Genomic DNA, 26,403 nt, shown 5'->3' on the forward strand with positions numbered 1-26,403 from the left:
CGATTTTACGCGTTTCGACGTACACGGGAGCAGGCGTGGCCTCCGGGAACGGCAGCACCGATCGGCCGGCCGCAGCGACGATCGGCGGCCAGGCGATTCCGGATCAGCCGGATCTTGCCCGCATGCGCGCGCAGCGCTGGCAGCGGTTGCAGCACGAGCTCACGACACGCGACCTCGACGGCTTGGTGCTGCTCGGGTCCAGCGCGGTCACCTATGCCACGGGCGCCGAGATGCCCGGTCACGACGGTGACCGTGCCGCACTGTTTCGCGCGGTCGCAGTGGCGGTCGCCGGTGACGCGGCGCCGCACCTGTACACCTGTTACGACGACGGGGCACCGGCCGACCTGCCCGACGACCACCTGCACGGCCCGCTGTTCCCGGATCTTGACGACGGTGTCGACCAGCTGGCCGAGGCGCTCGGCGAGCATTTCGCGTCCGGTGCGCGGATCGGGATCGACCATCAAACCCACGCGATGCGCCGGGGCGTGCCGGGCTTCGAGTGGGTCGACGCAGCCGACGTGATCGCCGCGGCCAAGGTCATCAAGACACCGGACGAGGTGGCCTGCATCCGCTACGCCCAGCACCTCAACGAGCTTGCCATGGTCGATGCGTTGCGAGCCCTGCGTCCGGGCGTGCGGCAGATCGATTTAAGTGCAACGTTTCTGCGCCGGGCCTTCGAGCTTGGCGCTTCCGCCGGCGGGATCGACCCGATCTGGCAGGTGATGGCCCCGACCCGCGAGTGCGGTCCCTGGACCGTGCACGGCGATCTGGCCTACCCGACCGTCACCACCGACCGGTTCTTGCGCGACGGCGACGTCATCTGGGTCGACGCCGGAATCACCTGGCAGGGTTACGTCTCCGATTACGGCCGGACGTGGCTCGTCGGCGCAAAGCCAAACAATCGCCAGCACAACCAGTTTCGTCGCTGGCGAATCGTGGCCGATGCCGTGCTGGGCATTCTCAAGCCCGGCGTTTCGGCGCTGCAGCTATGCTACGCTGCTACCGAAGCCAATGACGGCGTCCGGCCGTGGATCGAGCATTTCTATCTGGCTCACGGCGTCGGTACCGAAAGCGCCGAAATGCCCTTGATTGGTACTGATTTCGGCGAGCAATTCGATCGGCAGCTCATCATGCAACCCGGAATGGTGGTGGTGCTCGAGCCAGTCATCTGGGACGAGGGGGCAGCTGGATATCGCGCGGAAGACATTGTCGCCGTGACCGATAACGGCTGGGTGAAGCTGAGTGGCTCAGCCTACGATCCGTATGGGCTTGAAGCATGAGCCCGGTGCCCCGCGACCGCGGCGTGCTCATCGGCGCGATGGGTTTGGAAGACGATGCTCGGGTCGACTTTGCCCGGCTGCGTGCACAGCGACGCGCAAAGGTGTTCGCCGGCATGGAAACCCATCACGTCGATGCGTTGATGCTGGGCGCCGTCGGCAATGTGCGCTACGTGTCCGGAGCCCGAACGCTGGGCCGCTTCGGAGTCCTTCCATTCGCCCCGCTGGCCGTTGTGGTCGCCGAAACCGCGCGGGTGCATGTGCTTTCGACGTGGGACGAGGGCGTTCCGCCAGAGATCGGCCGCGACCAACTGTACGGCATGAGCTGGAACCCGGTTAAGCTGATGGAGGCGCTCGCCGCCATTCCCGGCCTGCGCCAGGCGCGGCGGGTGGGCACCGACGGACTGACCCCGACGATCGCCGGCCTGCTTTCGCAACTGGTCACCACCGCTGAACTGGTTGACGCCGGGCCGGTGATGGCGGCGGCCCGGCGAATCAAGACGCCGGATGAGATCACCTGTCTGGAAGTCGCGTCGGCGATCGCGGAGGCAGCGCTGACGGCCCTGGACGAGGCCTTGGCGCCGGGCATCACCGAGCGTGAACTACTCGGCGTCTACTACGAGCATGTGTCCCGCCTTGGAGTGCCGTACCCACCGTCGGAAAGCGTGTGTTTTGCCACGCCCACCCGCGGCCCGGTGCGGTATCGCCATCTGGTATCCGATCGCCCGGTCGGGCAGGGCGAATTGGTGGTGCTCGCACCCGGTGCGCTGTACGCGGGATACGAGGCTGGTTTGGCCCGCACGCGGCCGGTCGGCGAATCCGTGCCGCCTGACGCGGGAAAGCTGGCGAGTCGATGCGCCCGCGGCATGGATGCACTGCTGGCTGCGTGCCGTGCGGGCAACACCGGCGCGGATCTGTATCGAGCGTGGCAGGACGCCGGCAACCGTGAGGCGCCGCTGCCGCTGGCCCACGGGCTGGGACTCGGCGCCGAGCCGCCGCTGATCGGTCTGGGCCGTGGCAGCAGGGCCACACTCGAGGAAGGCATGATCCTCTGCGTGCAATCCTGGGTCGCCGAGGAAGGCGTCGGTGGATGCCTGGAGCGTGCCACCGTCCTGGTCGAAGACCGCGGATCGTCAACACTCACCCGGTATGAAAGGCTGAAATGATTAGTCACCGAACGGTTTTCAATCATGTCGGGTTATGTGTCGCCGATCGCGGGCGGTCGCGCCGTTTCTACGAAGACCTGCTCGGCTTTCAGTTCTGGTGGGAAGCCGAACCGCCCGACGACGGCACCGACCGGCTTCTGCAGTTGGACAAGCCGCTTGGGCTCCACGCCACCTATCTGATTCGCGACGGATTTGTGCTGGAACTCCTCGACTATTCCCACCGCGAAGTGCGCGCCGCACCGCCGCGTGGCATGGACCACGCCGGACTGACGCATCTCTCGCTATCGGTGTCCGACCTGGGCGCCGTACTGCAGTTGGTCGACGGCTTTGGGGGATCGGTGCTACGCGAGACGGTGTCCGAGCAATCAGCGATGATCCGCGACCCGGATGGCCAACTGATCGAACTGCTCTCGGATTCGTGGCTGGCGGTGCTGCCTCCGCGTCCTTAGCGCGACGTTTGCCGCAGCGCCAGCACCTTGTTGTTGTGGCCGGCGACGTAGACGGTGCCCATGTTGTCGACCGCCAAACCCCACGGATAGTCCAGTCCGACGAAAGGCAACTTGACCTGCGTGGTCGACCCGACCGGGAGTTTGAGCGCACGATTGTTGGCGCTGTCGGTGACGTACACGGCGCCCTGGCTGTCGACGGTCACACCGCCCGGTTCACTGAGGCCGTCGAAGGGCAGCACGGACTGCACCGAAGACCCCTGCGGCAATGCCAGGACGCGATCGTTGCCGCCATCGGCCACGTAGACGGTTCCGCTGCCATTGACCACCACACCGGTCGGATTGTTGAGGCCGGCGAACGGCAGCTCGCTTTGCCTGTTGGACCCGGCCGGGAGGGCCACCACCCGGTTCTTGGTGGTGTCGGTGACGTAGACCGTGCGGCTGCTGTCCACCGTGACACCGGTCGGGTTGCCGAGATCGCTGAACGGCAATTCGGTTTGCGCCGCAGAGCCCGCCGGAAGCACCACCACCCGCTTGTGGCCGGAGTCGGTGACATACACGGTGCCGCTGTTGTCCGCGGTCACCCCGGTCGGATTCTTCAGGCCGTCAAACGGCAGTACGGCGGGTGTGGTTGACCCCGCGGGCAGTGACAATATCCGATTGTTCAAAGTGTCGGCCACATACACCGTGCCGCCGTTATCCACCGTCACACCATCGGGATTGCTCAGGCCGGTGAAAGGCAGTGTCGTCTGGTCGGATTGGGCGGATTCTTGGCGTGGATGACGCATGACGACAAGGCCGACAGTCAGCGCAACAGCGAGCATGGCAGCGGCCGAGATGACGACGCCCTTCCGGCGCCACCACCGCTGCGACGGTGACTGCGCTATTCCGGGTAGCCGCCCACCTGCGGGCTTTCGCCCCGGAACGGTGATCATTCTGGGCCGCGGTTGGCGGACGGTTGTCGGCTGGGCGCGAGCAGACCCTTGCCGGTGGCCACCCGGCGCGGCCAGGGCGTCGCGGGCCGCGCGCGCCAGATCCACTGCGGTCCCGTAGCGTTCGGCGGGATTTTTGGCCATGCCCTTGGCGATGACCATGTCCAAGCCCGCCGGCACCGCAGTGTTGGTCATCGACGGCTGCGGCGGAGGGCTCATCAGGTGCGCGGTGAGCTGTCGCTCCATGCTGTCGCCGGGGAACGGATGCTGCGCGGTCAGGCACTCATACAGCACGCAAGCCAACGCATAGATATCCGATCGAGCGTCGACTTGGCCCGTGCTGAACCTCTCCGGGGCCATGTAATGAAAGGTGCCAATCACACCACCCGCTGTTGTCAGCGCCAATTCGCCCGTGGCACGGGCGATTCCGAAGTCGATCAAATACGCGAAGTCGTCTTCGTCGACCAAAATGTTAGAAGGCTTGACATCACGGTGCACTAAGCCCACTTTGTGCGCCGCATGCAGCGCCTTGGCTACCTGCTCGATGACATGCACCGCCCTGGCTGGTTCCAGCGGTGACCCGGCCTCCAGGATGGCTTGCAGGTCGCGGCCCTCGATCAGCCGCATGTCGACGAACAAGTGCCCGTTTATTTCACCGTGGGTGTGAATCGGTATAACGTGCGGGCTGCTGAGTCGGGTGGCTGCGTGAGCTTCGCGGCGGAACCGTTGTTGGAAAACTTCGTCCTGCGAGATCTCGGGAGGCAGGATCTTAATCGCGACGATCCGGTCGATCACGGTGTCGTAGGCACGCCACACCTCGCCCATGCCGCCGCGGCCGAGCAACTCGATCAGTCGGTACTTCCCGAACGAAGTTCCCTGCAACGAGCCCTCCCACAGCAACCTGTCAGCAACTTGCCAGCACCCTAACGCGTTCCCATTCACCGTCGCAGGCGTTTCGTCGCCCCATGACGGCGGGTGAGGCTCGGTTCGGTCGGGCACCGATGTTGCTGGTGGGTGCTTCAGCGACGCGCGGGCGCCGTGACTGGGCCGACCGTTGGATGTGGCGGCAGCCGACCCGGATTGCGGAGCCGCCTGTGGCTACTGCGAGATCCGGGACCGGGGCTACTCTCCTTCGGGCGGGGCCGGCGGGGCCGGCGGAGGTGGTGGGGGCGAAGCCGGGGTTGCGCCGGGTGGCGGGCCGAGGCGGCTCGCGGCGAAGGCTGCTCCTTTGTCGATCATCGTATTGTCGTTGGCATATGTGTTGTGTGCGGCGAAATTCAACCCGTCCGAGCAAACCGGGTCCTCAGGTGCGCAGACCTTGAGGGTCTTGGCCTGATACGCGGGTCCGATGACGACCGTCGGCTCGCCGAGGAAGTTCATGGCCCGGGCATTCGGTGCCCCGAACAGCACGACGGCGGCGACGTGGTCGGCCACCTCCGGTTGCAGCGGTTTAGGCACTGTCGCGGGATCGACCCCATCGGGCACCGCAGGCGAGGTGACGAAACCCATCACAGCCGCACCCTGAGAAAAACCGCCCAGCACCATTTTGGTCTTGGGGCAGTTCGTCGCTGTGGACTGGACGTGAGCTCCCGCGTCTCTAATGCCGTCGATGCCGGTATCCCACTGCTCGCTTGCCGGATAGTCCACCGGATACACATCCATCGACCGACCGCCCAGGCGTGGACGCAGCGCGTCGACGAATGCCTGTCCGGTCGGTCCCAGCCCGGGTGGTTCGCCGGTTCCGCGGGCGAACACCACTTCGACATCAGGACAGGACTGCGCGGATGCAATGGGCGTCAAGGCATCCGGTAGTGCCCATGTCGATGCCACAGCAACAGCAAGCAATCGAGCAACGATGCGGAGGTGCACGTTACCAATGCTGACATATCCACGCGCACCGCGGCGATCACGTTCGCCACACCTGACCTATCGTGTCGGCAACCAATGCGCAAACATGCGCCGCCGCAGCTACTTCCGCCGAATTTGCCAACCTCGCCCTCGCGGTGTTCGTAACGTCATCGGTTCGTCCGTTGCAGACGGCTACGCATTGCACCCGGCCCCCGCCTCCGCAGCCTAGCCGGTGCGGGCCGAATGTCTCTGTCGGAGAAGGACAAAGCGAACACAAGATAGTCGCAACCTGGCACTAATGCGCGCGTACGTCGCTGGGGGGTGTCCACGTGATGGGAAGTGTTTTGACGCCGTGGATGAACGGCGAGAGCAGCCGGGCAGGCTCTCCCGCGGCAACCACGTCAGGGATCTCGCGATGCAGTTCGTCGAATATGACGCTGATCTCACGGCGAGCCAGGTTGGCGCCCAAGCAGAAATGGGCGCCTCCACCGCCGAATCCGACGTGCGGGTTCGGGTTTCGTGCCACGTCGAACGTCCACGGGTTGGCGAACCTGTCTTCGTCGCGATTGGCCGAGCAGTACCACATGGTGACCTTGTCGCCGGCTGCCATCCGCACACCCCTGCGCTCGATGTCCTGAGTGAGGGTGCGGCGCATGTAGACTACCGGCGAAGCCCACCGCACGATCTCTTCGACTGCTGAACGGGTCAAACGGTCGAAATCGGCCCACCATTTTTCCCGCTGTTCGGGGTAGTGGGTGAGCGCCAGCACCCCATGGCTGATGGCGTTGCGTGTTGTCTCGTTACCGGCCACCACCAGCAGGATGAAGAATGAGGCGATCTCAGCCGATGACAACCGATCGCCGTCGACTTCGGCCTGCACCAGCGCAGTTGTCAGGTCGTCGTGGGGATTAGCCCGGCGGTCTTCGGCCAGCGCGGTCGCATAGCCCCCGATCTCCAGCGAGACCTTGGTGAATTCCTCGAAATCGGTGCCCAAGTCAGGATCCCCGAAACCGAGAATCACATTGGTCCAGTGGAAGATTCGCTCGTGGTCTTCCTCGGGAATCCCCATCATGTCGCAGATCACCTGCAACGGCAGTGGACCGGAAAGCTCGGTGACGAGCTCGCCCTTTCCGTCCGGGTGCCTGGCGATCATCTCCGCGACCAGCCGTTGCGCCCTGTCCCGCACCGACGCCTCGGTGCGTGCCACCACTTTCGGGGTGAAGGCGCGGCTCACGATCGAACGCAGCCGCTGGTGTCGCGGATCGTCGAGCGCGATCATCGAACCGAAGTATTCGGCGACCTCGACCGGCTGGTCGGCAATTGTGATGTTGGGATGAGAGCTGAAGATCTCCGGGTGCCGGCTGGCGTAGAAGACGTCGTCGTATTTGGTCAGCGCCCAGTGCCCGGCACCGACGGGGAACCCCGGTTGCGCAGGCTCGCCCCAAAACGAGATCGGCGACTCCCGTCGCAGCGTCGCAAACGCCCCGTCGCGGAAATCGTCATCGCAAGCCCAGAAATCCCACGAACCCAGGTCGATATCGGCCAGCGGCACCTCGGGCGGCGCAGTGCCGTTGACGCGCATCGCGATGCCCATGCGCGGTTCCTCCCTCGTGCGGGCTATTCGTCGCGAGCCTAGGCCGACGCCAGCCGGACGTGAAGACCCAAACGGCGTGCCGATCAAGATGAGCTGATCACTGGTTTCGCCCGCCGCAGCAGCCGACGTCGGATAGCCGGTTTAACTGCTCCAGGGCCTGATGTGCGTTGGTATACGCGTCAGCGGTAGGCGCGTTTTGACACGGCATCTTTCTCAGCTCAGCTGCGGCGATCCCCAGGCGCACCAGCACCTCGGCGACAGCCGCCCGCGGAATGTCAACCCTGGCGCCACGATAGTTGCTCAAGATGCACTGGATTGCCTTGGGCAGCCGCTTGGGGTCGGGGGCGCCGTCAGCTAAGCGGTAGGGCAGCTTCCAGGTGCGCGTGTTGTCGGCGGCACCTACGTAAGCGAAGCACTGCATACCCAGGGCGTACTTTGGATGGCGCAACTCGCCGTCGGCCACGACACTCACGGTGGTGGCATCAGACGGTACCGCCTCAAAATCTGCCGCCGCGGACGAGCATGGGCGGTAAATGCCGTGGACCGAGATCCACCACAGCGCCTCGGGAGCGCGATCGGTGTCAAGCGCAACAAGAACACGGTCACGCAGTCCGCCTTCGACGACATCGGCCGCATACAGCATTGTGGCGTCGCTGACTGCGACCGCTCCGACCCGTTGGTTGGCGGCATAGCGGCGCGCCTGACTCAACGCGGAGTCGACCGCCGGTCTTCGCCAGATCAACGAGCCGGGCCGCTTTATCTCGAGGACGAGACGTTTGATCCCCAGCCCGGACAACACCACATCTGCCCGCCCCACTTGAAGATTGACGTCGGCAAGTGACCAATCCAAAACGGTGGTGAACAAGTCCTCAAGAATGTTCTCTGCGATTTTTTCAACCGGCGCACCAAACCCGCCCTGCTGAAGCCGTTCACGCCGGCGAGCAGCGAACCCCGGCCAGGTGTCCCTGATCCGGTCGACACATTTGCGGTAGGCCGCGAGCTGCTTATAGAAATCAGCGTCAGCGCGCTCGCTCATTCGCTGAGAGTATGCACAAAACCGGTCGGCAATCCAGATGTCACCGCTGTCCGGGCCACGCGCGAGAAGCAGCGCGCCCTGCGTAGGAACAGCCGAAGATACCGCCTACCGCATCGGGCGCGGTCGTCGGTGCTGTCACATCCGCGTGGCTGGGGCTGAGCAGGCGGGTCGCGTCGTCGACCATCGCGTTGTGGCCGGCGGACGGGTGGTGGCTGGCTGTTGGCAACCTTCGCCACAGTTGCTTACCCGACCCAAAGTCGCGAAATCTCTGTCCGGACGTATCAGTGCGAACAGGCAGCCCTTGCGGGTGTTGCGGTCGACGACACGTGGCTTACAACTTTGCCGTCGATCGCGATCGTGCAGCTGATCGAACCGGTCCCACTGCCTTGTGCGCTCAGGACATAGACCCGGCCAGGCGGTGCGGTGAACTGCTTGGTCCAGGGCAACGGCACAGTCGATTCGTACTGTTGGCCGTAGTCAATCGCGTAGCTGATGTATTCGGCCGCGCCCGGGCTGCCGTTGACCTGGTAGCGAATCGTCTCGGTACCGGGCGGCGGAACAAGTGGCCGATTGGCTGCCGCACTGCCGGCCGTGGCACCGCCGACGACGGCGACGGCTGCGAAGAGGGCGGCCCCGAACAGGCAAGACGCCCGGGTGCGACGACGCGGACCGCGGGGCCGCTGGGGTGACGAGTGACTGGTCATCGTGGTGCTACATGGTGTCACGGGGAAGCGGAGTATCTGCGCGTTTTCGGCAGGGAAGTTGGCGTGGCCCATTTGGCGGACCGCGGCAAGTCCGAAATGTCAGCGAACCGTATATCGCCTGAAACGCGTCGTGATCAATGCTCCCGATGCAGCCGGCGGCCGCCCACTTAGGGTGATCGGAGGTGGTGAAACGAAAGGCGGCTGATGTCCAAACGCATCGTGGTATGGGGCACCGGATTCGTCGGCAAGCTGGTGATCGCCGAAATCGTCAAGCACCCGCTGTTCGAGCTCGTCGGCGTCGGCGTCAGCAACCCCGCCAAGGTCGGCCGCGACGTCGGCGACATCTGCGGGCTCCCTCACCCCGTCGGCATCACCGCCACCGATGACGTCGACGCTCTGATCGCACTCAAGCCCGACGCGTTGGTGCACTACGGGCCGACCGCGGCGCACGCCGACGACAACATCGCGCTGATAACCCGGTTCCTGCGGGCCGGCATCGACGTGTGCTCGACCGCGATGACGCCCTGGGTGTGGCCCACCATGCAGTTGAACCCGCCCAACTGGATCCAGCCGATCACCGAGGCATGCGAATTGGGGGAGTCGTCGTGCTTCACCACCGGTATCGATCCCGGTTTCGCCAACGACCTGTTGCCGATGACGCTGATGGGGGTGTGCTCGGAAGTACGCAAGGTTCGCGCGGCCGAGCTACTGGACTACACCAACTACACCGGCGATTACGAAACCGAGATGGGCATCGGGCGCGACCCCGAATTCCGGCCGGTGCTGCAAAACCGCGACGTGCTGATCTTCGCGTGGGGCGCCACCGTCCCGATGATCGCCCACGCCGCGGGCATCATGCTCGACGACATCACCACCACCTGGGACAAGTGGGTGACGCCAACGAAGCGCACCACGGCCAAGGGCGTCATCCAGCCGGGACAGGTCGCCGCGATCCGGTTCACCATCAATGGCATCTACCGAGGCAAGACACGCATCCAACTTGAGCATGTCAACCGCATCGGCCACGATGCTGCGCCCGACTGGCCGAAGGGCAACCGGGACGACGTCTACCAAGTCGAAATCGATGGAACGCCAAGTATCTTCACCGAAACCGCGTTCCGGTTCACCGACGGCTCAGGACGCGATGCCGCCACCGCCGGCTGCCTGGCAACCGGGATGCGGGCGCTCAACGCGGTCCCGGCCGTCAACGACCTGCCGCCCGGGTGGGTCACCGCGCTGGACCTTCCGCTGATCGCCGGCGCCGGCGCCATCCGCTGACCCGCGCCTGCGCGCCGGCGATGAGGCCTGCCGATACATTGGTGGCCGGCGCGCACCGCGTGCCCGAGGCTGGCCACGACTGGATAGGACGACATGGCAAACGGACACCGCCCGGCGATAGGCCTGTCGATCGGTGCCACCAACCTGGCAGCGGTGACCGCCGAGCGGGCCATAACCCGCAAGCCGGTGCTGACCCTGTATCAGGGACGTCCACCCGAAGTCGGTGTGCCCGTGGAGAACCCGAACCTCACCGAACCCGGCCTGGTGATCACCGACTTCGTCGACCGGGTGGGCGACCCGGTCGGGATCGTGGTTGCCGACGGCACGACACATCATGGCGAGACGCTGGTCGCCGAGGCGCTGCGCGCACTTGCCTACGGCGCGACCGGCGGGCGCGCGCTGCCGGAGGCGGTGGCCGTCAGCTATCCGGGGCACTGGCCGGCGCCCTCGGTGGAGGCGCTGCGCGGCGCGCTGAGCCGGGTCGCCGAGTGGTCGCGCGGCCCCCAGCCGGTGGCGCTGGCCCCCGACGCGCTGGCGGCTCTGGTTGCGCTGCAGGCTAACCCTGGCCTGCCATCCCGCGGGATCATCGCGGTGTGCGACTTCGGGGGCAGCGGCACCAGCCTCACCCTGGCCGACGCCGCCGGTTATCAGCCCGTCGCCGCGACGGTCCGCTACACCGACTTCTCCGGCGACCGGATCGACCAGGCCCTGCTCAATCACGTCGTCGCCGACCTGTCGGCCGCGGGTTCGTTCGACAGCGGTGGCACCGCAGCGATCGGGTCGCTGGCGCGGCTGCGGGCCCAATGCCGAAACGCCAAGGAACAGCTGTCGTCGAGCACGCTGAGCACGCTGTCGGCGGAGTTGCCGGGATTTCGCGGCGACATTCGGCTGACCCGGTCCGAACTCGAAGAGCTGATCCGTCAGCCGCTGGACGGTTTCGTGGCTGTGGTCCAAGAGACTCTGCAGCGCAATGGAATTCGTGCTACAGATGTTGCTGCGGTCGCGTTGGTGGGCGGTGGTGCCAATATCCCGGCGGTCACTACGACGCTGTCCGGACAGCTGGGGGCCCCGGTCGTCGCCGCACCGCGGCCGCATTTAACGGCGGCGATCGGTGCGGCACTGCGGGCCGCACGCGGCCCCGCCGACGACAGCCAAACCACACTGGCCCCGACCGCCGCCGCGGCGTTGGACCCCTTCGCAGGTGCGACTGTGCTTTCCGACGCCGTCCCGGAGTCGAGCGGCGCCCCGGCCCTGGCGTGGTCGGAGGCCGACGACGACTCGGGGATCATGCCGATCCGCACCGGCGAGTACCCGGCGCCGCAAGACAGTGCGGCATCCGAGCACCCTCGGGCGGGAGTCGAGCACGAGCAACGCCCGCGTGAGGCCGCCCGGCCCGCGATTCCGTGGTATCGGCGCGAGGCCGTGCTGATCACCGGCGTTGTCCTGGTGGTACTGGCGCTGGGAGCGGTGATAGTCATCGCGCTACGACATGCCGCCGGTGGCGGCGCGCCCGCCCCGGCGCCGCCCAGCGTGAGCACGACTCCCGCGCCAAGCGAGACCTCCGCTCCCGTGACCGAAAGCCCGAGTACCCAGACCACGACGGTGACCGAGACAGCGTCGACAAGCCAGCCTGCGCCGTCAACGGAATCGACGACCACGCCGCCGTCCACGCAGTCGACGACCACGGAGCCCACCACGACGACTCAGACCTCCACGGTCACCACCACGACCACGACGACGTCGGCTCCGGCCCCGGTCGGTCCGCCGTTCCCGAGAATCCCGGGCATTCCGCGGTTGCCGCAGCCGGGCCCCGGTGGGCCGCCCGGCTAGTCCGGCGGCTCGCGCTGCACGGCGGGATCGCCGGATTTCGGGTTGCCGTCGCCGTCAGGCCACTCGTTGATCGCGGTACCGTTGCCGCGGTGCTCAGGTCGGCATCGGATAGCTGACGCCGGTGAGCTGCTCCGAAATCTCCCACAGCCGCCGGCCGTCGGCGTCGCTGCGGGCCTGCGCGGGCACTTTGGCCGCCGTCACGCCACCGCCGAACGCTTCATAGGGTCCGCGCGGTCCGTAGAATGCGCCGCCCTCAGCCTGCGGGTCGAGGGCGGCGTAGAGCACGGGCAGGATCCCCTCGTCGACTTCTTGCCAAATAAACGGGGTCAGCTGCCACGACAGCTTGTACAAGCGTTCCATCAGCGACGGTTTCGACCGGCCACGTGACGGCCCGCTGATCTGCAGGTTGGTTTTGGTCAAGCCCGGGTGCGCGGCGTTGGACATGATGCCCCAGCCCGCCTCGCGGCTGCGGCGGTCCAGTTCGCGGGCAAACATCAGCACCGCCAGCTTCGACTGCCCATAGGCCTGCATCGGGGCATAGGACTTCTCGAACTGCAGGTCGTCGAAGTGGATGCGGCCGCGGCGGGCCGCGAGGCTGCTCAACGAGACGACCCGGGCGGTGCCGGCGGCACGCAGTACCGGCAAAAGATGTCCGGTGAGCGCGAAATGGCCGAGATGGTTGCTGCCGAACTGCAACTCGAACCCGTCGGCGGTGGCGTCGCGTTCCGGTGGGGTCATGACACCGGCGTTGTTGATCAAGATGTCGATCGGGCGCCCCTCGGCGTTGAGCTGCTCACCCAGCGCCGCGACGCTGGCCAGCGACGACAGGTCGAGATTCTTGATGGTTAGCTTGGCGTCGGGGACCGTCGCGCGGATCTCGGCGACCGCCGCCTCGCCCTTGGCGCGGTTGCGGATCGCCATGACGACGTCGGCGCCAGCTGCTGCCAGCCGGCGGGCCAGGCCCAAGCCGAGGCCGCTGTTAGACCCGGTGACGACCGCGCGCTTTCCGGACAGATCCGGCACGCTGACTTCGAGGTTGGTTGCCATGGCACGCTCCTGATGTCCGGTGTTCCTGCACCGTAACGCTCTGGCGTGCCCATCGGCCAGCGCGGCGGCGGCCCGGTGTGACAGACTGCGGCGGTGACCGGCGCCAAAGCCGCGACGAGGCTCGCGGTGGTGATGTCCGTGGTGGCGATGGTGGTGGGTGCCGTCGGATTCGTCGCCATGCTGCTGCTCAACGTGTTCGTGCTGGACAGGTACAACGCGTACGGCGAGGTGCCCGTCCCGGGATCGGGCAGCCTGCAGCTGCCGGCCGGTGAGGTCACCGTCAGCTTCCACACCCAGGTGATCGGTAGTGCCAGCAGCGGCCTGCCGGTACCGCGGCTGGGCATGACCATCATCCCGCCGGCCGGGGCCCCCGACCCGGTGGTGACCGAAAGCTACGGCAGCACAACGACAGTCAACAACGACGCACACCGCCGGGTCTGGTTGGTGCGCGTTCCCGCGGATGGTACCTACACCATCAAAACCAGCGGGCAGGTCGGCGGGTTCATCAGCCCGCGCCTGGCATTCGGGCACCGTAGTTCCTATGACTCCCTGGCGTGGGTCTTCGCGGTGTTGTTCGTGCTGGGTCTGCTGAACCTGATCTGCGCGCTGTGGTGGTCGGCGCGGATTAGGCGCCGGCCACAGCCGGTGACCACCCAGCCACCGGGGCCAGACACCGCCTATACCCCCGGCGAGGAGGGTGTACGCGTCGAACAGCTGAAAACGTTGGCGGCGCTGCGGGATTCAGGCGCATTAACTGAAGCAGAGTTCGAGGCCGAGAAACGCCGGATCCTTGACGGCCGGTGACCGTCCGACTTGCCGCGGACGGGCGTGCCGGTGCCGCCGCAATTGTGCGTGCGCTCGCGGGGAACTAGTGGCCGCGCGCCACCCATTCGTCGTAGTGGACGATCTCATCGCCGACGGTGGTGCTGTCGCCGTGGCCGGTGTAGACCACCGTGTCGGCGGGCAGCGTGCCGAGCCGGCTCGAAATCGACTGCAGGATGGTCGGAAAATCGGAGAACGAGCGGCCTGTCGCACCGGGTCCGCCCTGAAACAGGGTGTCGCCGCTGAACACCGCACCCAACTCGGGGGCATACCAGCACACCGATCCGGGCGAGTGGCCCGGGGTGTGCAACGCGCGCAGCTGCGTCCCGGCGACGCTGAGGGTTTCTTCATCGGCCACGGCACGAAAGTCCTTGTCCGGGTGAGTCATCCGCCACAACACGTCGTCAGCGGGATGCAGCAGCACCGGGGCGTCGAGCGTCTTGCCCAGCTCCGGGGCCACCGTCACATGGTCGTTGTGACCGTGCGTGCACACCACCGCGAGCACATTGCGGCCGCCGACAGCCCGGACGATCGGGTCGGCAACGTGCGCGGCGTCGAAGACCACCACATCGGAGTCGTCGCCTACGATCCAGATGTTGTTGTCGACTTCCCAACTGCCGCCGTCGAGTTCGAAGGTGCCGTGGGTCACCACCCGCTGGATGCGCGTCACAGCATCACCACCGAGCGCAATACCTTGCCCGCATGCATCCTGTGGAACGCCTCCTCGACGTCGCCGAGACCGATGCGCTCGGAGACGAATTTCTCCAGCGGCAACCGGCCCTGCAGATACAGGTCGATCAGGGTGGGGAAGTCGCGTTCGGGTAGACAGTCGCCGTACCACGACGACTTCAGTGCCCCGCCGTGGGAGAAGAAGTCCAGCAGCGGCATGTCGATGCGCATCTGCGGTGTCGGAACACCAACCAGCACAACGGTTCCCGCGAGATCACGGGCGTAGAAGGCCTGTTCCCAGGTCTCCGGCCGGCCGACTGCGTCGATCACCACGTTGGCGCCGAACCCGTCGGTGAGATCCTGGATGGCCTTGACGACATCGGACTCCCGCGCGTTGACGGTGTGGGTGGCGCCGAAGCCGCGCGCCCAGTCCAGCTTGGTGTTGTCGGTGTCCACGGCGATGATGCGCCTGGCCCCGACCAGGGCTGCGCCCGCGATCGCGGCGTCGCCCACGCCGCCACAGCCGATCACCGCGACGCTGTCGTCGCGGGTGACACCGCCGGTGTTGATCGCCGCGCCGAGGCCGGCCATGACCCCGCAGCCCAGCAGGCCGGCCACCGCCGGGTCGGCCGCGGGATCGACCTTGGTGCATTGCCCCTGGTGCACCAGGGTTTTGTCGGCGAACGCCCCGATTCCCAGCGCCGGTGTCAACGCGGTGCCGTCGGTGAGCGTCATCTTCTGTTCGGCGTTGAAGGTGTCGAAGCACAAATGCGGCCTGCCGCGTTTGCACGCCCGGCATTGGCCGCAGACCGCGCGCCAGTTCAGGATCACGAAGTCGCCGGGTTGCACCGCGGTCACATCCGGCCCGGTCGATTCGACGGTGCCGGCGGCTTCATGGCCGAGCAGAAACGGGTAGTCGTCGGTGATGCCGCCTTCCCGGTAGGTCAAGTCGGTGTGGCATACCCCGCAGGCGATCACGTCGACCACCACTTCACCCCGGCCGGGGTCGGGAATGACAACGTCCACCAACTCGACGGGATCGCCCTTTTTGCGTGAAACCACGCCCCGCACTGTCTGACTCATGGGCTCTAACCTAACGCCGGGGCGTTACGCTCTGCCGCGATGGCTGCACTCGACGCGCTAGACGACTGGCCGGTCTCCGCCGCGGCCGCCGCGGTCATCGGGCCCTCCGGAGTGTTGGCCAGTCACGGCGACGTCGACCGGGAATTCGCGCTGGCGTCGGTGACCAAGCCGTTGGTAGCCCGGGCCGTGCAGGTGGCCATCGAGGAAGGGGTCGTCGAGCTCGACACCCCCGCCGGCCCGCCCGGGTCGACGGTGCGCCATCTGTTGGCGCACGCGTCGGGGCTGGCGATGCACTCCGACCACATCTTGGCCCGCCCTGGCACCCGTCGGGTGTACTCCAATCACGGTTTCACCGTGCTCGCCGAAACGGTGGAGCAGGCATCGGGCATCGAATTCGGGCAGTACCTCACCGAGGCGGTGTTCGAGCCGCTGCGGATGACCGCCAGCCGGCTGGGCGGCGGCACGTGGGCCGCCGGATTCGGCGCCACCTCGACCGTCGCCGACCTGACGGGGTTCGCGGCCGACCTGCTGCGCCCGGCGATCGTCTCGGCGCAGATGCACGCCGAGGCCACCAGCGTGCAGTTCCCCGGCCTCGACGGGGTGCTGCCGGGCTACGGCGTGCAGCGGCCCAACGACTGGGGCCTGGGTTTTGAGATCCGCGACGCCAAGTCGCCGCACTGGACCGGTGCCTCGAACTCGGAACGGACCTACGGCCATTTCGGCCAGTCCGGCAGCTTCATCTGGGCCGATCCCGACGCTGAGCTGGCCCTTGTCGTTCTCACCGACCGCGATTTCGGCGACTGGGCGCTGCCGGTGTGGCCGGCGCTATCCGACGCGGTGATTTCTGAACACCGCGCCCACTAGCGCAACAGGGGTATCACGAGGCACAATAGACACGCAAAGCACAACTTTATTCCGGGCTGCTCATCGGGTTCACCAGGTCGTTGGGGAAGACGTCCCTCGTGGAGCCGAAGGAGCAGCAGATGCGTGCGTCGAACCAATTCGCCGACGCGACCACCGGCGTGGTGTACATCCACGCCTCGCCGGCGGCGGTGTGCCCACATGTCGAGTGGGCGTTGTCGTCAACTCTGGGGGCCCCCGCCAACCTGAAGTGGACCCCGCAGCCGGCCATGCCCGGACAGCTGCGCGCGGTGACCAACTGGGTCGGCCCGGTGGGCACCGGGGCCCGGTTGGCCAACGCGCTGCGCTCGTGGTCGGTGTTGCGGTTCGAGGTCACCGAGGATCCCAGTCCCGGCGTTGACGGTCAGCGATTCAGCCACACCCCGCAGCTGGGACTGTGGAGCGGGACGACGAGTGCCAACGGCGACATCATGGTCGGTGAGATGCGGCTGCGCGCGATGATGGCCTCAGGCGCGGACGCCCTTGCGGCCGAACTAGATTCGGCGCTGGGCACGGCGTGGGATGAGGCCCTCGAGGTGTACCGCGACGGCGGCGACGCCGGCGAAGTGGCCTGGCTCAGCCGGGGAGTGGGCTAGGTTTTTGTCTGCTCGCCAACCGGCCGCAGCACCTGCAGCGCGCCGGGCACCGCGAAGATCTGCACCGGCAGCGCGCAGATGTATTCGCCGTCGGCGTAGGCGTTGATGCCGGGCGACTCCACGTCGACGGAGCGGGCGCGCGCCGTGCTCACCTCGTCCAACTCGACGTGGGTGCCTTTGAACACGGTGGGAAACAACCGGACCAGCCGGGTTCGCGACGCCGAGTGCACCATCGTGATGTCGAGCAGGCCGTCGGCGTGGTCGGCGTGCGGGCAGATGCGCATGCCGCCGCCGTAGCTGCGGGTATTGCCGAACGCCGCCAGCGTGAGGTCGGTGACGATCTCGCGCTGGCCGTCGAGCATCAGCCGAAACGGCAGCAGCCGCAGCTGCGACAGCTCGGCGAGCATTGCCAGGTTGTAGCGCATGCGTCCGCGCGGCCAGCGCATTCGGTTGGCCCGGTCCGTGACCAGCGAATCGAAGCCCGCTGCCGCGACCGTGCCGAACCAGGTGGCGGTGCCCGCGCGGTCGCGGATCTGGCCCAGGTCAACGGTTTCCGTCCAGCCGTCGGCGACGACGTCCGCTGCACTCGCCGGGTCCTTGGGGATTCCGTATTCGCGGGCGTGGTCGTTGCCGGTTCCGGCTGGCACGATGCCCAGCGGAATGTCGTTGCCCGCCAACGCCTGTAGTGCCAGGCCGATCACCCCGTCGCCGCCGGCGACCACTACGGCGTCGGTGCCGCGGCCGAGGGCCGCATCGAGCAGGCGTCGTGCATGCGTGGCGTCGGTTCCGATGATCTCGACAACGTCGACGCCGCGCTTTTGCAAGCGGGCACTCGCTTGGTGGGCGGCATGCGGCGCGTTTCCGTGCCCCGACGCCGGATTGGTCAGCATGGTTACCTGGCCGATCTCGCGGCGGCGCAACGGCCCGGTCACGGAATCAGCTTGCCGGGGTTAAGGATTCCGGCCGGATCGAGCGCGGACTTGACGGCACGCAATATCTGCACGCCCAAGTCGCCGATCTCGTCACGCAGCCACGGCCGGTGATCGGCGCCGACGGCGTGGTGGTGGGTGATGGTGCCGCCGGTGGCCATGATCGCGTCGCAGGCGGCGGCCTTGGCGGCACGCCACTGCTCGATCGGGTTGCCGCGCTGGCCGGCAACGACCGTGAAATACAGCGATGCGCCGGTGGGATACACGTGCGAAATGTGGCATAACACCAGGGCCGGTGTGCCGGATTCGGCTAGCGCGACAGTCAGCGCATCGGTGACTGCGGCCTTCAGCGCGGCAATGTTGGACCAGTCGGTGGCGGTCTCCAAGGTCTCACACAACGCGCCCGCGGCCAGCAGCGAATCGCGCAGGTAGGGTGCGCTGAACCGGCCACGCTGCCAGGCCCGCGCCGGCTCTTCGCCCAGCGACGTGCCGCCGTGGGCTTGCAGTAGCGCCCGCGTCTCGGCGTGCCTGCTCTCGGCGTGGGCCGCGGTGCCCACGAACACCGTGATCGCCAGGCAGCCCCCGGTGATCTGCTGCTCGCCGATCGCCTCAGTGGTGGCGAGGTTGACCCCTGTCTCGGCCTCGTCGGAAAGCCGGATGACGGTCGGTCCGGTGCCGGTTTGGCTGACGGCGCGCAGGGCGTCGGCTCCCGTGGCGAAGTCCGGAAACGACCACGCCTCGTAGATACTGGCCTCAGGTATCCGGTGCACGCGCAGCCGCACCCGGGTGATGACACCAAACACGCCTTCCGAGCCGATCAACAACTCTCGCAGGTCCGGTCCGGCCGCCGACGCCGGGGCGCGGCCCAGCTCCAGCGCGCCCGCCGGAGTGATGACCCGCAGCCCGCGAACCATGTCGTCGAAGCGCCCGTAGCCCGCCGAATCCTGACCCGACGAGCGGGTGGCCGCGAAGCCGCCGATGGTGGCGAACTCGAAGCTCTGCGGAAAATGCCCCAGCGAAAAGCCGTGCTCGCCGAGCAGGCTTTCGGCCTGCGGGCCGGTGACGCCGGCACCGAGCTCGGCCACGCCGGATACCTCGTCGAGCGCGTGCAACCGGTCGAAGCGGCGCAGATCCAGCGACACCACGGCGTCGAACCGGCCGCGAATCGGGTCGAGCCCGCCCACCACGCTGGTGCCACCGCCGAACGGGACGACAGCGATGCCACGCTGCGAGCAATACCGCAGGATGGCCGCCACGTCGTCCTCCTTGCCGGGCAGCAGCACCGCGTCGGGAGCCTCCTGCACACCGGCGTCCTTGCGCCGCAGCAGATCCAGCGTGGACTTGCCGCCGGCGTGGAGCAGTCGGTCCCGGTCACCGACCCGGCAGAAATCCGGGCCGACGATGGCCGCCAGCGCGTCGTAATCGGCCTGCCCCAGCGCGCTCGAAGACAGCCGGACCCGGTCTGCGTCGAGCTCGGCCGCATCCGAATCCTGCACGCCCAGCGCCTGTTTCAGCAGTGACCGGATACTTTCCGACAGCGGTTTGGCTGCCGCCGGATCCCCCCACGCGTTCCATTTCATCGGCGGCAGGAGCTCCTCGGCCATGCGTTACAGTATTACATATGCCGTCAATCAGTAATGCCCCGGAAACCGGGGACAAGATCCTTCGGGCCGCGGCCAGCTGCGTGCGCGATTTCGGGGTGGAGCGGGTGACCCTGGCCGAAATCGCGCGCCGGGCCGGGGTGAGCCGACCGACGGTCTACCGTCGCTGGCCCGACACCCGGTCCATCCTGGCCGCGCTGTTGACCCGCCACATCACCGCCGCGGCACGCGACGTTCCGGCGCGCGGCCACGGTCGTGAGGCACTCGTCGAGCGGATCGTGGCAGTTGCCGAACGGTTGCGGCGCGACAAGCTCGTCATGGCCGTGCTGCGCTCGGAGTTGGCGATGGTCTACATCACCGAGCGGCTGGGCACCAGCCAGCAGCTGCTCATCGACGCCTTGGCCGACGAACTGCGCGCCGCGCAGCGCCATGGCAGCGTGCGCTCCGGTGACCCTCGTCGGCTCGCCGCGATGGTCTTGCTGATCACCCAGTCCACGATCCAGTCCGCGCGGATCGTCCGGCCGATCCTGAACGCCGACGCGCTCAGCGCCGAGCTGGCCTACTCGCTGAACGGATACCTGTCCTGATGCCCGTCGCTCTCAATGCGACCCGCCGCACCGCCGACCTGCAGGCGCTGGCCGATGGCGCGCCGGTGGACGTCATCGTCATCGGCGGCGGCATCACCGGCGCCGGCATCGCCCTGGACGCCGCGGCGCGGGGGGCTGCGGGTGGCGCTGGTAGAAAAGCATGATCTGGCGTTCGGCACCAGTCGGTGGAGTTCCAAGTTGGTGCACGGTGGCCTGCGCTACCTGGCGAGCGGCGATGTCGGTATCGCCCGCCGCAGCGCAATCGAACGCGGAATCTTGATGACGCGCAACGCACCCCACCTGGTTCGGGCGATGCCCCAGCTGGTGCCGCTGCTGCCGACGATGGGGCGTGCCGAGCGGGCGCTGGTGCGCACCGGGTTTCTGGCCGGTGACGTGTTGCGCAGGCTGGCGGGCACGCCGGGATCCGTGTTGCCGCGCTCGCGCCGAATGTCGGCCCAGCGTGTTGTCGACCTGGCGCCGACCGTGCGGCGCGACGGGCTCGACGGCGGTCTGCTGGCCTACGACGGGCAACTCGTCGACGACGCCCGACTGGTCACCGCGGTCGCGCGGACCGCGGCACAGTACGGGGCCCGGATTCTCACCTATGTGGCCGCATCGCAGGCCACCGGCACCTCGGTGAGGTTGACCGACCAGCGCTCCAGCGGATCCTTCGACGTCTGCGCGCGTGCCGTCATCAACGCGACAGGGGTGTGGGCGGCCGACATCGACCCGTCGTTGCGGTTGCGGCCCAGCCGCGGCACCCATCTCGTCTTCGACTCCGCCGCCTTCGGCAATCCGACTGCGGCACTGACCATTCCGATACCCGGCGAACTCAACCGCTTCGTGTTCGCGATGCCCGAGCAGCTGGGCCGGGTCTACCTTGGCCTGACCGACGAAGACGCGCCCGGCCCGATTCCCGATGTGCCGCAACCGGCTTCGGACGAAATCAACTTCCTGCTCGACACGGTGAACACTGCCCTGAGCACTGCGCTGGGGCCCCCCCGACGTCATCGGCTCCTATGCCGGCCTGCGGCCGCTGGTCGACACCGGGGCGGGACGCACCGCCGATGTCTCGCGCGACCACGCGGTCGTCGAGTCGCCTTCCGGTGTCATCAGCGTGATCGGCGGCAAGCTCACCGAATACCGGTATATGGCGCAGGACGTCCTCGATCGTGCGATCCGGTTGCGCGGTCTGGTTGCCGGCGCGTGTCGCACGCGCAACCTGCCGCTGGTCGGTGCTCCGGCCAACCCGGGATCGACGGCCCGGCCGGTTACCGGGCTGCCGGCGTCGTTGGTCGCGCGCTACGGGGCAGAGGCGCCCAGTGTCCTCGCCGCCGCGACCTGCGAGCGTCCCACCGGCCCGGTAGCCGACGGCATCGACGTGATCCGCGCGGAGTTCGAATACGCGGTGACGCACGAAGGTGCCCTGACCGTCGACGACATCGTCGATCGCCGGACTCGCATCGGCCTGGTTCCGGCCGACCGGGAGCGAGTTGTCGACGTGGCGAAGGAGTTCGTGGCGTCGTTGGGCTAGCCAGGACAAAAACAACAGTTGCTACTATATGGTAGTAACTGTCACTTTATGCCCAGGCGAGGTGAGCGATGCCGACTGTCACGCGTGTTCCTGTACTCATCGTCGGCGCCGGCGCAGCCGGGCTGGCCACGTCGGCGCTGCTGGCCAAGCACGGCGTCCGCTCGCTGCTGGTGGAAAAGCGGCGTGAGATCTTCATCTACCCGAAAGCCCGCAACCTGAGTTTCCGCAGCCTGGAGATCCTGCGCGGCCTGGGCCTCGGGGACGAGGTGCACGCGGTGGCCGAGCATGTTTCGGACATGGTGGCCAAGCCGACACTGAACAGCCCGGAGGAACACAAGGCTATGGACCTGGACGCTATCTTCGGCGGCCTTGCGCACCTGAGCCCGGAGCCGCCCGCCCAGTACTGCCCGCAGAGCCGGCTTGAGCCGATTCTGCTGGCCGACAGTCGCCGGCATGGCAACGAAGTTCGCTACCGCACCGAATTGTCGTCGTTCGAGCAAGACGACACGGGCGTCACGGCGATCCTGCGTGATGTGGCCTCTGGCGAGTCGCAGACTGTGCGCGCCGACTATCTCGTCGCGGCCGACGGTGTGCACAGCCCGGTCCGCGAGTCGCTGGGAGTCGCAACGTCGGGGTATGGGGCGCTGCCCATCTTCGTCGTCTTCATCTACTTTCGGGCACCGTGGCGGCAGTTTGTCCCGCATCTCGGCGACGGCGATGCCGTGCAAGTCCAAAACCCTCACGTCGAGGGGATATTCGTGGTCGCCCAGGGCGATCTCGGCGTGTTCATGACGACCTACTTTCCCGACAAGGGCGAGACGGCGGAGCAGTTCACTCCGCAGCGCTGTGCCGAGATCCTGACCAAGGCGATCGGCCAGCAGATCGACACAGAGATCGTCGACGTCGCCGCCTGGCAGCCCTACGAGCGGGTGGCCAACCAATTCCACTGCGGGCGAGTCTTTCTCGTCGGCGACGCTGCACACACCATGCCGCCGTTCAAGGCGGGGGGAGCCAACGCGGCGATTCAGAGCGCACACAACTTGGCGTGGAAGCTCGCCGCCGTCTTGAACGGCACCGCCGGGCCGGCGTTGTTGACAACCTACGACGCCGAAAGGCGCCCGGTCGGGCGGTTTTCGGCCCGCCAGTCGCTGACCGGACCGGCTTTGGAGTTCCTGAAGTTGGACGACAACAGGCCGCAGTTGCCGCCGGAGGAGGAAGCGCCGATGTTCGCGCTGCTCGTCGGGTACCAATACCGCTCAGCCGCAGTGATTTTCGACGAGAAGGCACCGGCGAACCCGGATGACGTGCTGGTGGTGGACGAGCTTCGCGGGCAGCCCGGCACCCGGGTGCCGCATGCCTGGGTGTATCGCGATGGCCAGCAGGTTTCCACCCTGGACCTGCTCGCTTCTGGGTTCACTCTGTTCATCGGGAATGACGGTGCCCCATGGGCCGACGCCGCAGACCGGGCGTCGGAAGCGACAGGCGTCCCAATAAGCGTGCAGCGCATCGGAACTGAAGTCGACGTCGACGGCACCTGGGCAGCCGTCACGGGACTTGCGCCCGACGGTGCGTTGTTGGTGCGCCCGGACGATTTCGTCGGGTGGCGGGCTGAGAGGCTCCCCACCGACCCCACGAACGAACTTCGCACGGTGATGTACCAGATCCTCGGTCGCATCCCGTGAGCGAGTCGACTGCCCCGCCGCAAAAGCCGCCAATTCACAAAAGAATTGGCGGCTTCTGCGTCTGTCCGCGCTATCCCTACAGCGGGATGTTCTTGTGGCGGCCGCGGCGCGCCGGCGCTTCAGCCAGCGCCTCGGTCAGCTTGCTGCGGGTGTGCGCGGGGTCGATCTTTTCGTCAACCACGCCGATATCGATGGCGCTGTCGACCCCGCCGGCGATGCGCTCGTGCTCGGCCGCCAGCTGATCGTGCAAGGCCTCGCGTTCGTGCTCCGGCGCGGCAGCCAGCTTCTTGCGGTGCAAGATCCCGACAGCTGCCTTGGCGCCCATCACCGCGACCTCGGCGTCGGGCCACGCGAACACCTTGGTGGCGCCCAGCGAGCGGGAGTTCATCGCAATGTAAGCCCCGCCGTAGATCTTTCGGGTCACCAGCGTTACCCGAGGGACCGTGCACTCGCCGAACGCGTGCAACAGTTTGGCGCCGCGGCGCACCACGCCGCCCCACTCTTCCCCGACACCGGGCAGATATCCCGGCACGTCGACCACACAGATCAGCGGAATCCCGAAGGCATCGCACAACCGCACGAAACGCGCTGCCTTCTCGGCACTTTCGGAGTTCAGGCAGCCGCCTAGGCGCAGCGGATTGTTGGCCAGCACACCCACGGTACGTCCGGAGAGCCGACCGAGACCGATCACCATCGACGGCGCCCACTTAGCCTGGAACTCCTCGAATGTGCCCTCATCGAGCAGCCCATGCACGATCGGATGCACGTCATAGGCGCGTCTGGGGGACTCGGGCAGCAGCGCATGCAGATCGATGTCACCGGCTTCGGCCTTGCTGCGGTCGAAATGCCCTTGCTGGCAGAACAATCCGACCAGGCCCCGGCCGCGTGCGTAGGCGTCGAGCTCGTCGTCAGCGACGATGTGACACACCCCGGACTTCTTGTGGTGGGTGCCCGGCCCGCCGAGCGACGCCATGTCGACGTCCTCGCCGGTGACGCTGCGCACCACGTCGGGCCCGGTGACGAAGATGCGGCTCTCGGGGGCCATGACGATCACGTCGGTCAGCGCCGGCCCGTACGCGGCGCCGCCGGCGGCGAAGCCGACGACCACCGAGATCTGGGGGATGTAGCCGGACGCGCGGATCATCGCCTCGAACACCAACCCGACCGCATGCAGGGCGCGAACACCTTCGGCGAGCCGGGCCCCACCGGAGTGCCAGATGCCGACGATCGGGCTCTGCTCGGCGATGGCGGTGTCGTAGGCGTCGACGATGTGCGCGCAGCCCTCGACACCCATGGCCCCGCCCATCACGGTTCCGTCGGTGCAGAACGCGATGGTGCGTACGCCGTTGACCGTGCCCGCGGCGGCCAGCACCCCCGAGCGGTCCCGCTCGTGCAGCAGTTCCACGCTGTCGTCGTCGAAGAATGTCGACAGCCGCAGCAGCGGATCGCGTGGATCAAGTGATTCGCCAACCGCGTCGGGGGCCATGATCGTCATCGCAGGTCTCCTCCTCGATTGGTGCTCGGCTCAGTAGCGACCAAACGCGATTGCGACGTTGTGCCCGCCGAATCCGAACGAGTTGTTGATCGCGTAGTTGTAGCTGCCCGGCCGCGGCTTGCCCGCCACCACGTCCAGGTCGATCTCCGGGTCGAGATTGACCAGGTTCAGTGTGGGCGGGATGATCTGGTCCCGCAACGCGAGCACGGTCAGGATCGACTCGACCGCGCCGACCGCGCCGACCGAATGGCCCAGCGCCGACTTGGGGGCGTAGACCGCGGCGTTTCCGCCATGGGGGCCGAGCGCGTTGTTGATGGCTTTGCCCTCGGCCACGTCGCCGACCGAGGTCCCGGTGGCGTGGGCGTTGACGTGGTCGATGTCGCCGGGAGTGAGGTCGGCGAGCTGGATCGCGCGGGTCATCGCATGCCCGGCGCGCTCGCCGTTGGGATCCGGCGCCACGATGTGGTAGCCGTCGGAGGTAACCGCCGCGCCCATCAACCGGGCCAGGATGTTGGCGCCCCGGGCCTTGGCGTGCTCTTCGGTTTCGATGACCATGAGCGCCCCGGCCTCACCGAAGACGAACCCGTCACGGTCCTTGTCGAACGGGCGGCAGGCGCCGGCCGGGTCGTCGTTGTTCGTCGACAACACGATGCGCATCTGCGCGAACCCGGCGATCGGCACCGCTTCGATCTTGGTCTCCACGCCACCGCAGATCGCGATGTCGGCTTCCCCGAGCACGATCTGCTGCCAGGCGCGCGCGATGGCCTCAGACCCGGACGAACACGCCGACACCGGCGTCATCACCCCGGCTTTGGCGTGCCGGTCCAGCCCCACCGCCGCGGCGGCGGCGTTGGGCATGTACATCTGCACGGCCAGCGGGGAAACCGCCTTTAGGCCCCGCACCCGCATGTCGTCGTAGCCGAAAACCAACTCCTCGGTGGAGCCCATACCGGTGCCGATCGACACCGCCAACCGGTTGGTGTCGACCTCGGGCGCGCCGGCGTTGTCCCACACCCGCCGGCCCAGCACGGTGGACATCTTCCCCAGGTATGACAGCCGCCGGTTCTCGACCCGCGTCAGCTGGGTGTCGAATTCCTCGAGGAGATGCCCTCCGATGCGGACCGGGAGGTCGAACTCCTCGACGAACGGGTCGTCGAGTTTACGGATCCCGCTTTGTCCGTCTAGCAACAACTTCCACGTGGTCTCGGCGTCCGACGCCAGCGCGGTCGTCATGGCAATGCCGGTGACCACCACATGGGGGAACGCTTTGCCCGTAACCAGCTGTGTCATGGGTGTCGCGAAGCTTCCTTTCCTACTGTCCGGCTTCTCCTCGGGTCGTCGGCGGCC

Annotated in this window: 22 protein-coding genes and 1 pseudogene; 11 read left to right on the forward strand and 12 right to left on the reverse strand. The window is 67.2% G+C overall.

Annotated features, from left to right (window positions below):
* Positions 1-35: 35 nt before the first annotated feature.
* Genes MHEC_RS09380 through MHEC_RS09390 form a run of 3 tightly spaced genes read left to right on the forward strand, consistent with a single transcriptional unit; the run spans position 36 to position 2,892 of the window.
* Positions 36-1,280, forward strand: coding sequence for a M24 family metallopeptidase (locus MHEC_RS09380; RefSeq protein ID WP_082169681.1), 1,245 nt, complete (start codon positions 36-38; stop codon positions 1,278-1,280).
* Entirely contained in the window at positions 1,277-2,443 is a 1,167-nt protein-coding gene (locus MHEC_RS09385; RefSeq protein ID WP_048890606.1) for a M24 family metallopeptidase, read from the forward strand. The genes MHEC_RS09380 and MHEC_RS09385 overlap by 4 nt, the downstream gene beginning before the upstream one ends.
* Complete coding sequence (locus MHEC_RS09390) at positions 2,440-2,892, forward strand: VOC family protein (protein ID WP_048890605.1); 453 nt, start codon at positions 2,440-2,442, stop codon at positions 2,890-2,892. The genes MHEC_RS09385 and MHEC_RS09390 overlap by 4 nt, the downstream gene beginning before the upstream one ends.
* On the opposite strand, the gene MHEC_RS09395 is transcribed toward MHEC_RS09390, so the two are convergent.
* From MHEC_RS09395 to MHEC_RS09415, 5 genes are all read right to left on the reverse strand, one after another.
* Positions 2,889-4,703, reverse strand: a complete 1,815-nt coding sequence (locus tag MHEC_RS09395; protein ID WP_048890733.1) for a serine/threonine-protein kinase PknD — start codon at positions 4,701-4,703, stop codon at positions 2,889-2,891. The two genes, MHEC_RS09390 and MHEC_RS09395, sit on opposite strands and share 4 nt — an antisense overlap.
* A gap of 240 nt (positions 4,704-4,943) precedes the next feature.
* On the reverse strand, positions 4,944-5,666 hold the full coding sequence (locus tag MHEC_RS09400; protein ID WP_048890732.1) for a cutinase family protein: 723 nt from the start codon (positions 5,664-5,666) through the stop codon (positions 4,944-4,946).
* A 298-nt stretch (positions 5,667-5,964) separates the two neighbouring features.
* The gene (locus MHEC_RS09405; RefSeq protein ID WP_048890604.1) at positions 5,965-7,263 is read right to left on the reverse strand and encodes a cytochrome P450; all 1,299 of its coding nucleotides are present in this window, start codon (positions 7,261-7,263) and stop codon (positions 5,965-5,967) included.
* Positions 7,264-7,360: 97 nt separating this feature from the next.
* Positions 7,361-8,299 carry a hypothetical protein gene (locus MHEC_RS09410; RefSeq protein WP_048890603.1) on the reverse strand — a complete coding sequence of 313 codons (939 nt, stop codon included), beginning with the start codon at positions 8,297-8,299 and terminating at the stop codon, positions 7,361-7,363.
* A 281-nt stretch (positions 8,300-8,580) separates the two neighbouring features.
* Entirely contained in the window at positions 8,581-9,003 is a 423-nt protein-coding gene (locus MHEC_RS09415) for an MmpS family transport accessory protein (RefSeq protein ID WP_160315035.1), read from the reverse strand.
* A gap of 204 nt (positions 9,004-9,207) precedes the next feature.
* Here MHEC_RS09415 and MHEC_RS09420 point away from each other — a divergent pair, with 204 nt between their 5' ends.
* Both MHEC_RS09420 and MHEC_RS09425 read left to right on the forward strand, forming a co-directional pair.
* A complete protein-coding gene (locus MHEC_RS09420; RefSeq protein WP_048890601.1) occupies positions 9,208-10,281 on the forward strand; it encodes an NAD(P)H-dependent amine dehydrogenase family protein in 1,074 nt (357 codons plus the stop codon).
* Positions 10,282-10,374: 93 nt separating this feature from the next.
* Positions 10,375-12,111 carry an Hsp70 family protein gene (locus MHEC_RS09425; RefSeq protein WP_048890600.1) on the forward strand — a complete coding sequence of 579 codons (1,737 nt, stop codon included), beginning with the start codon at positions 10,375-10,377 and terminating at the stop codon, positions 12,109-12,111.
* 93 nt (positions 12,112-12,204) lie between these two features.
* Here MHEC_RS09425 and MHEC_RS09430 read toward each other — a convergent pair whose 3' ends face one another.
* Positions 12,205-13,158, reverse strand: a complete 954-nt coding sequence (locus MHEC_RS09430) for an SDR family oxidoreductase (RefSeq protein ID WP_048890599.1) — start codon at positions 13,156-13,158, stop codon at positions 12,205-12,207.
* A 93-nt stretch (positions 13,159-13,251) separates the two neighbouring features.
* Between MHEC_RS09430 and MHEC_RS09435 the strand changes: the two genes are divergently transcribed.
* A complete protein-coding gene (locus tag MHEC_RS09435; RefSeq protein WP_048890598.1) occupies positions 13,252-13,962 on the forward strand; it encodes an SHOCT domain-containing protein in 711 nt (236 codons plus the stop codon).
* 64 nt (positions 13,963-14,026) lie between these two features.
* On the opposite strand, the gene MHEC_RS09440 is transcribed toward MHEC_RS09435, so the two are convergent.
* Both MHEC_RS09440 and MHEC_RS09445 read right to left on the reverse strand, forming a co-directional pair.
* Positions 14,027-14,650: an MBL fold metallo-hydrolase gene (locus MHEC_RS09440; RefSeq protein WP_048890597.1), complete on the reverse strand. Its 624-nt coding sequence runs from the start codon at positions 14,648-14,650 to the stop codon at positions 14,027-14,029.
* On the reverse strand, positions 14,647-15,732 hold the full coding sequence (locus MHEC_RS09445; protein WP_048890596.1) for an S-(hydroxymethyl)mycothiol dehydrogenase: 1,086 nt from the start codon (positions 15,730-15,732) through the stop codon (positions 14,647-14,649). Before MHEC_RS09445 ends, MHEC_RS09440 begins: the two co-directional genes overlap by 4 nt.
* Positions 15,733-15,771: 39 nt before the next feature.
* Between MHEC_RS09445 and MHEC_RS09450 the strand changes: the two genes are divergently transcribed.
* Both MHEC_RS09450 and MHEC_RS09455 read left to right on the forward strand, forming a co-directional pair.
* On the forward strand, positions 15,772-16,596 hold the full coding sequence (locus MHEC_RS09450; RefSeq protein WP_048890595.1) for a serine hydrolase domain-containing protein: 825 nt from the start codon (positions 15,772-15,774) through the stop codon (positions 16,594-16,596).
* A gap of 119 nt (positions 16,597-16,715) precedes the next feature.
* The gene (locus MHEC_RS09455; RefSeq protein WP_048890731.1) at positions 16,716-17,228 is read left to right on the forward strand and encodes a DUF3145 domain-containing protein; all 513 of its coding nucleotides are present in this window, start codon (positions 16,716-16,718) and stop codon (positions 17,226-17,228) included.
* Here MHEC_RS09455 and MHEC_RS09460 read toward each other — a convergent pair.
* Together MHEC_RS09460 and MHEC_RS09465 are read right to left on the reverse strand one after the other, a co-directional pair.
* On the reverse strand, positions 17,225-18,160 hold the full coding sequence (locus tag MHEC_RS09460; RefSeq protein ID WP_099869479.1) for a diacylglycerol kinase: 936 nt from the start codon (positions 18,158-18,160) through the stop codon (positions 17,225-17,227). The genes MHEC_RS09455 and MHEC_RS09460 overlap by 4 nt on opposite strands.
* Positions 18,157-19,737 carry an FAD-binding oxidoreductase gene (locus tag MHEC_RS09465; protein ID WP_172442220.1) on the reverse strand — a complete coding sequence of 527 codons (1,581 nt, stop codon included), beginning with the start codon at positions 19,735-19,737 and terminating at the stop codon, positions 18,157-18,159. The genes MHEC_RS09460 and MHEC_RS09465 overlap by 4 nt, the downstream gene beginning before the upstream one ends.
* Before the next feature lie 41 nt (positions 19,738-19,778).
* Between MHEC_RS09465 and MHEC_RS09470 the strand changes: the two genes are divergently transcribed.
* From MHEC_RS09470 to MHEC_RS09480, 3 genes and pseudogenes are all read left to right on the forward strand, one after another.
* Positions 19,779-20,345: a TetR/AcrR family transcriptional regulator gene (locus tag MHEC_RS09470; protein ID WP_048890593.1), complete on the forward strand. Its 567-nt coding sequence runs from the start codon at positions 19,779-19,781 to the stop codon at positions 20,343-20,345.
* Positions 20,345-21,879: pseudogene (locus MHEC_RS09475) on the forward strand (glycerol-3-phosphate dehydrogenase/oxidase). The gene MHEC_RS09470 and the pseudogene MHEC_RS09475 overlap by 1 nt, the downstream one beginning before the upstream one ends.
* Before the next feature lie 68 nt (positions 21,880-21,947).
* The gene (locus MHEC_RS09480; protein WP_048890591.1) at positions 21,948-23,561 is read left to right on the forward strand and encodes an FAD-dependent monooxygenase; all 1,614 of its coding nucleotides are present in this window, start codon (positions 21,948-21,950) and stop codon (positions 23,559-23,561) included.
* A gap of 76 nt (positions 23,562-23,637) precedes the next feature.
* On the opposite strand, the gene MHEC_RS09485 is transcribed toward MHEC_RS09480, so the two are convergent.
* Positions 23,638-25,056, reverse strand: coding sequence for an acyl-CoA carboxylase subunit beta (locus tag MHEC_RS09485; RefSeq protein ID WP_048890590.1), 1,419 nt, complete (start codon positions 25,054-25,056; stop codon positions 23,638-23,640).
* 30 nt (positions 25,057-25,086) lie between these two features.
* Positions 25,087-26,346: a 3-oxoacyl-ACP synthase KasB gene (gene kasB, locus MHEC_RS09490; protein WP_048890589.1), complete on the reverse strand. Its 1,260-nt coding sequence runs from the start codon at positions 26,344-26,346 to the stop codon at positions 25,087-25,089.
* Positions 26,347-26,403: the final 57 nt, after the last annotated feature.

The organism is Mycobacterium heckeshornense, assembly GCF_016592155.1.
GTDB classification, from domain to species: Bacteria; Actinomycetota; Actinomycetes; order Mycobacteriales; family Mycobacteriaceae; genus Mycobacterium; species Mycobacterium heckeshornense.

What these genes read in the sequence shown, in the direction of transcription:
- MHEC_RS09445 (WP_048890596.1), bottom strand. Translation starts at nt 15,732, where the DNA reads ATGAGTCAGACAGTGCGGGGCGTGGTTTCACGCAAAAAGGGCGATCCC.
- MHEC_RS09450 (WP_048890595.1), top strand. Translation starts at nt 15,772, where the DNA reads ATGGCTGCACTCGACGCGCTAGACGACTGGCCGGTCTCCGCCGCGGCC.
- MHEC_RS09455 (WP_048890731.1), top strand. Translation starts at nt 16,716, where the DNA reads ATGCGTGCGTCGAACCAATTCGCCGACGCGACCACCGGCGTGGTGTAC.
- MHEC_RS09470 (WP_048890593.1), top strand. Translation starts at nt 19,779, where the DNA reads ATGCCGTCAATCAGTAATGCCCCGGAAACCGGGGACAAGATCCTTCGG.
- MHEC_RS09480 (WP_048890591.1), top strand. Translation starts at nt 21,948, where the DNA reads ATGCCGACTGTCACGCGTGTTCCTGTACTCATCGTCGGCGCCGGCGCA.
- MHEC_RS09465 (WP_172442220.1), bottom strand. Translation starts at nt 19,737, where the DNA reads ATGAAATGGAACGCGTGGGGGGATCCGGCGGCAGCCAAACCGCTGTCG.
- MHEC_RS09390 (WP_048890605.1), top strand. Translation starts at nt 2,440, where the DNA reads ATGATTAGTCACCGAACGGTTTTCAATCATGTCGGGTTATGTGTCGCC.
- MHEC_RS09425 (WP_048890600.1), top strand. Translation starts at nt 10,375, where the DNA reads ATGGCAAACGGACACCGCCCGGCGATAGGCCTGTCGATCGGTGCCACC.
- MHEC_RS09485 (WP_048890590.1), bottom strand. Translation starts at nt 25,056, where the DNA reads ATGACGATCATGGCCCCCGACGCGGTTGGCGAATCACTTGATCCACGC.
- MHEC_RS09410 (WP_048890603.1), bottom strand. Translation starts at nt 8,299, where the DNA reads ATGAGCGAGCGCGCTGACGCTGATTTCTATAAGCAGCTCGCGGCCTAC.
- MHEC_RS09415 (WP_160315035.1), bottom strand. Translation starts at nt 9,003, where the DNA reads ATGACCAGTCACTCGTCACCCCAGCGGCCCCGCGGTCCGCGTCGTCGC.
- MHEC_RS09385 (WP_048890606.1), top strand. Translation starts at nt 1,277, where the DNA reads ATGAGCCCGGTGCCCCGCGACCGCGGCGTGCTCATCGGCGCGATGGGT.
- MHEC_RS09420 (WP_048890601.1), top strand. Translation starts at nt 9,208, where the DNA reads ATGTCCAAACGCATCGTGGTATGGGGCACCGGATTCGTCGGCAAGCTG.
- MHEC_RS09430 (WP_048890599.1), bottom strand. Translation starts at nt 13,158, where the DNA reads ATGGCAACCAACCTCGAAGTCAGCGTGCCGGATCTGTCCGGAAAGCGC.
- kasB (WP_048890589.1), bottom strand. Translation starts at nt 26,346, where the DNA reads ATGACACAGCTGGTTACGGGCAAAGCGTTCCCCCATGTGGTGGTCACC.
- MHEC_RS09405 (WP_048890604.1), bottom strand. Translation starts at nt 7,263, where the DNA reads ATGGGCATCGCGATGCGCGTCAACGGCACTGCGCCGCCCGAGGTGCCG.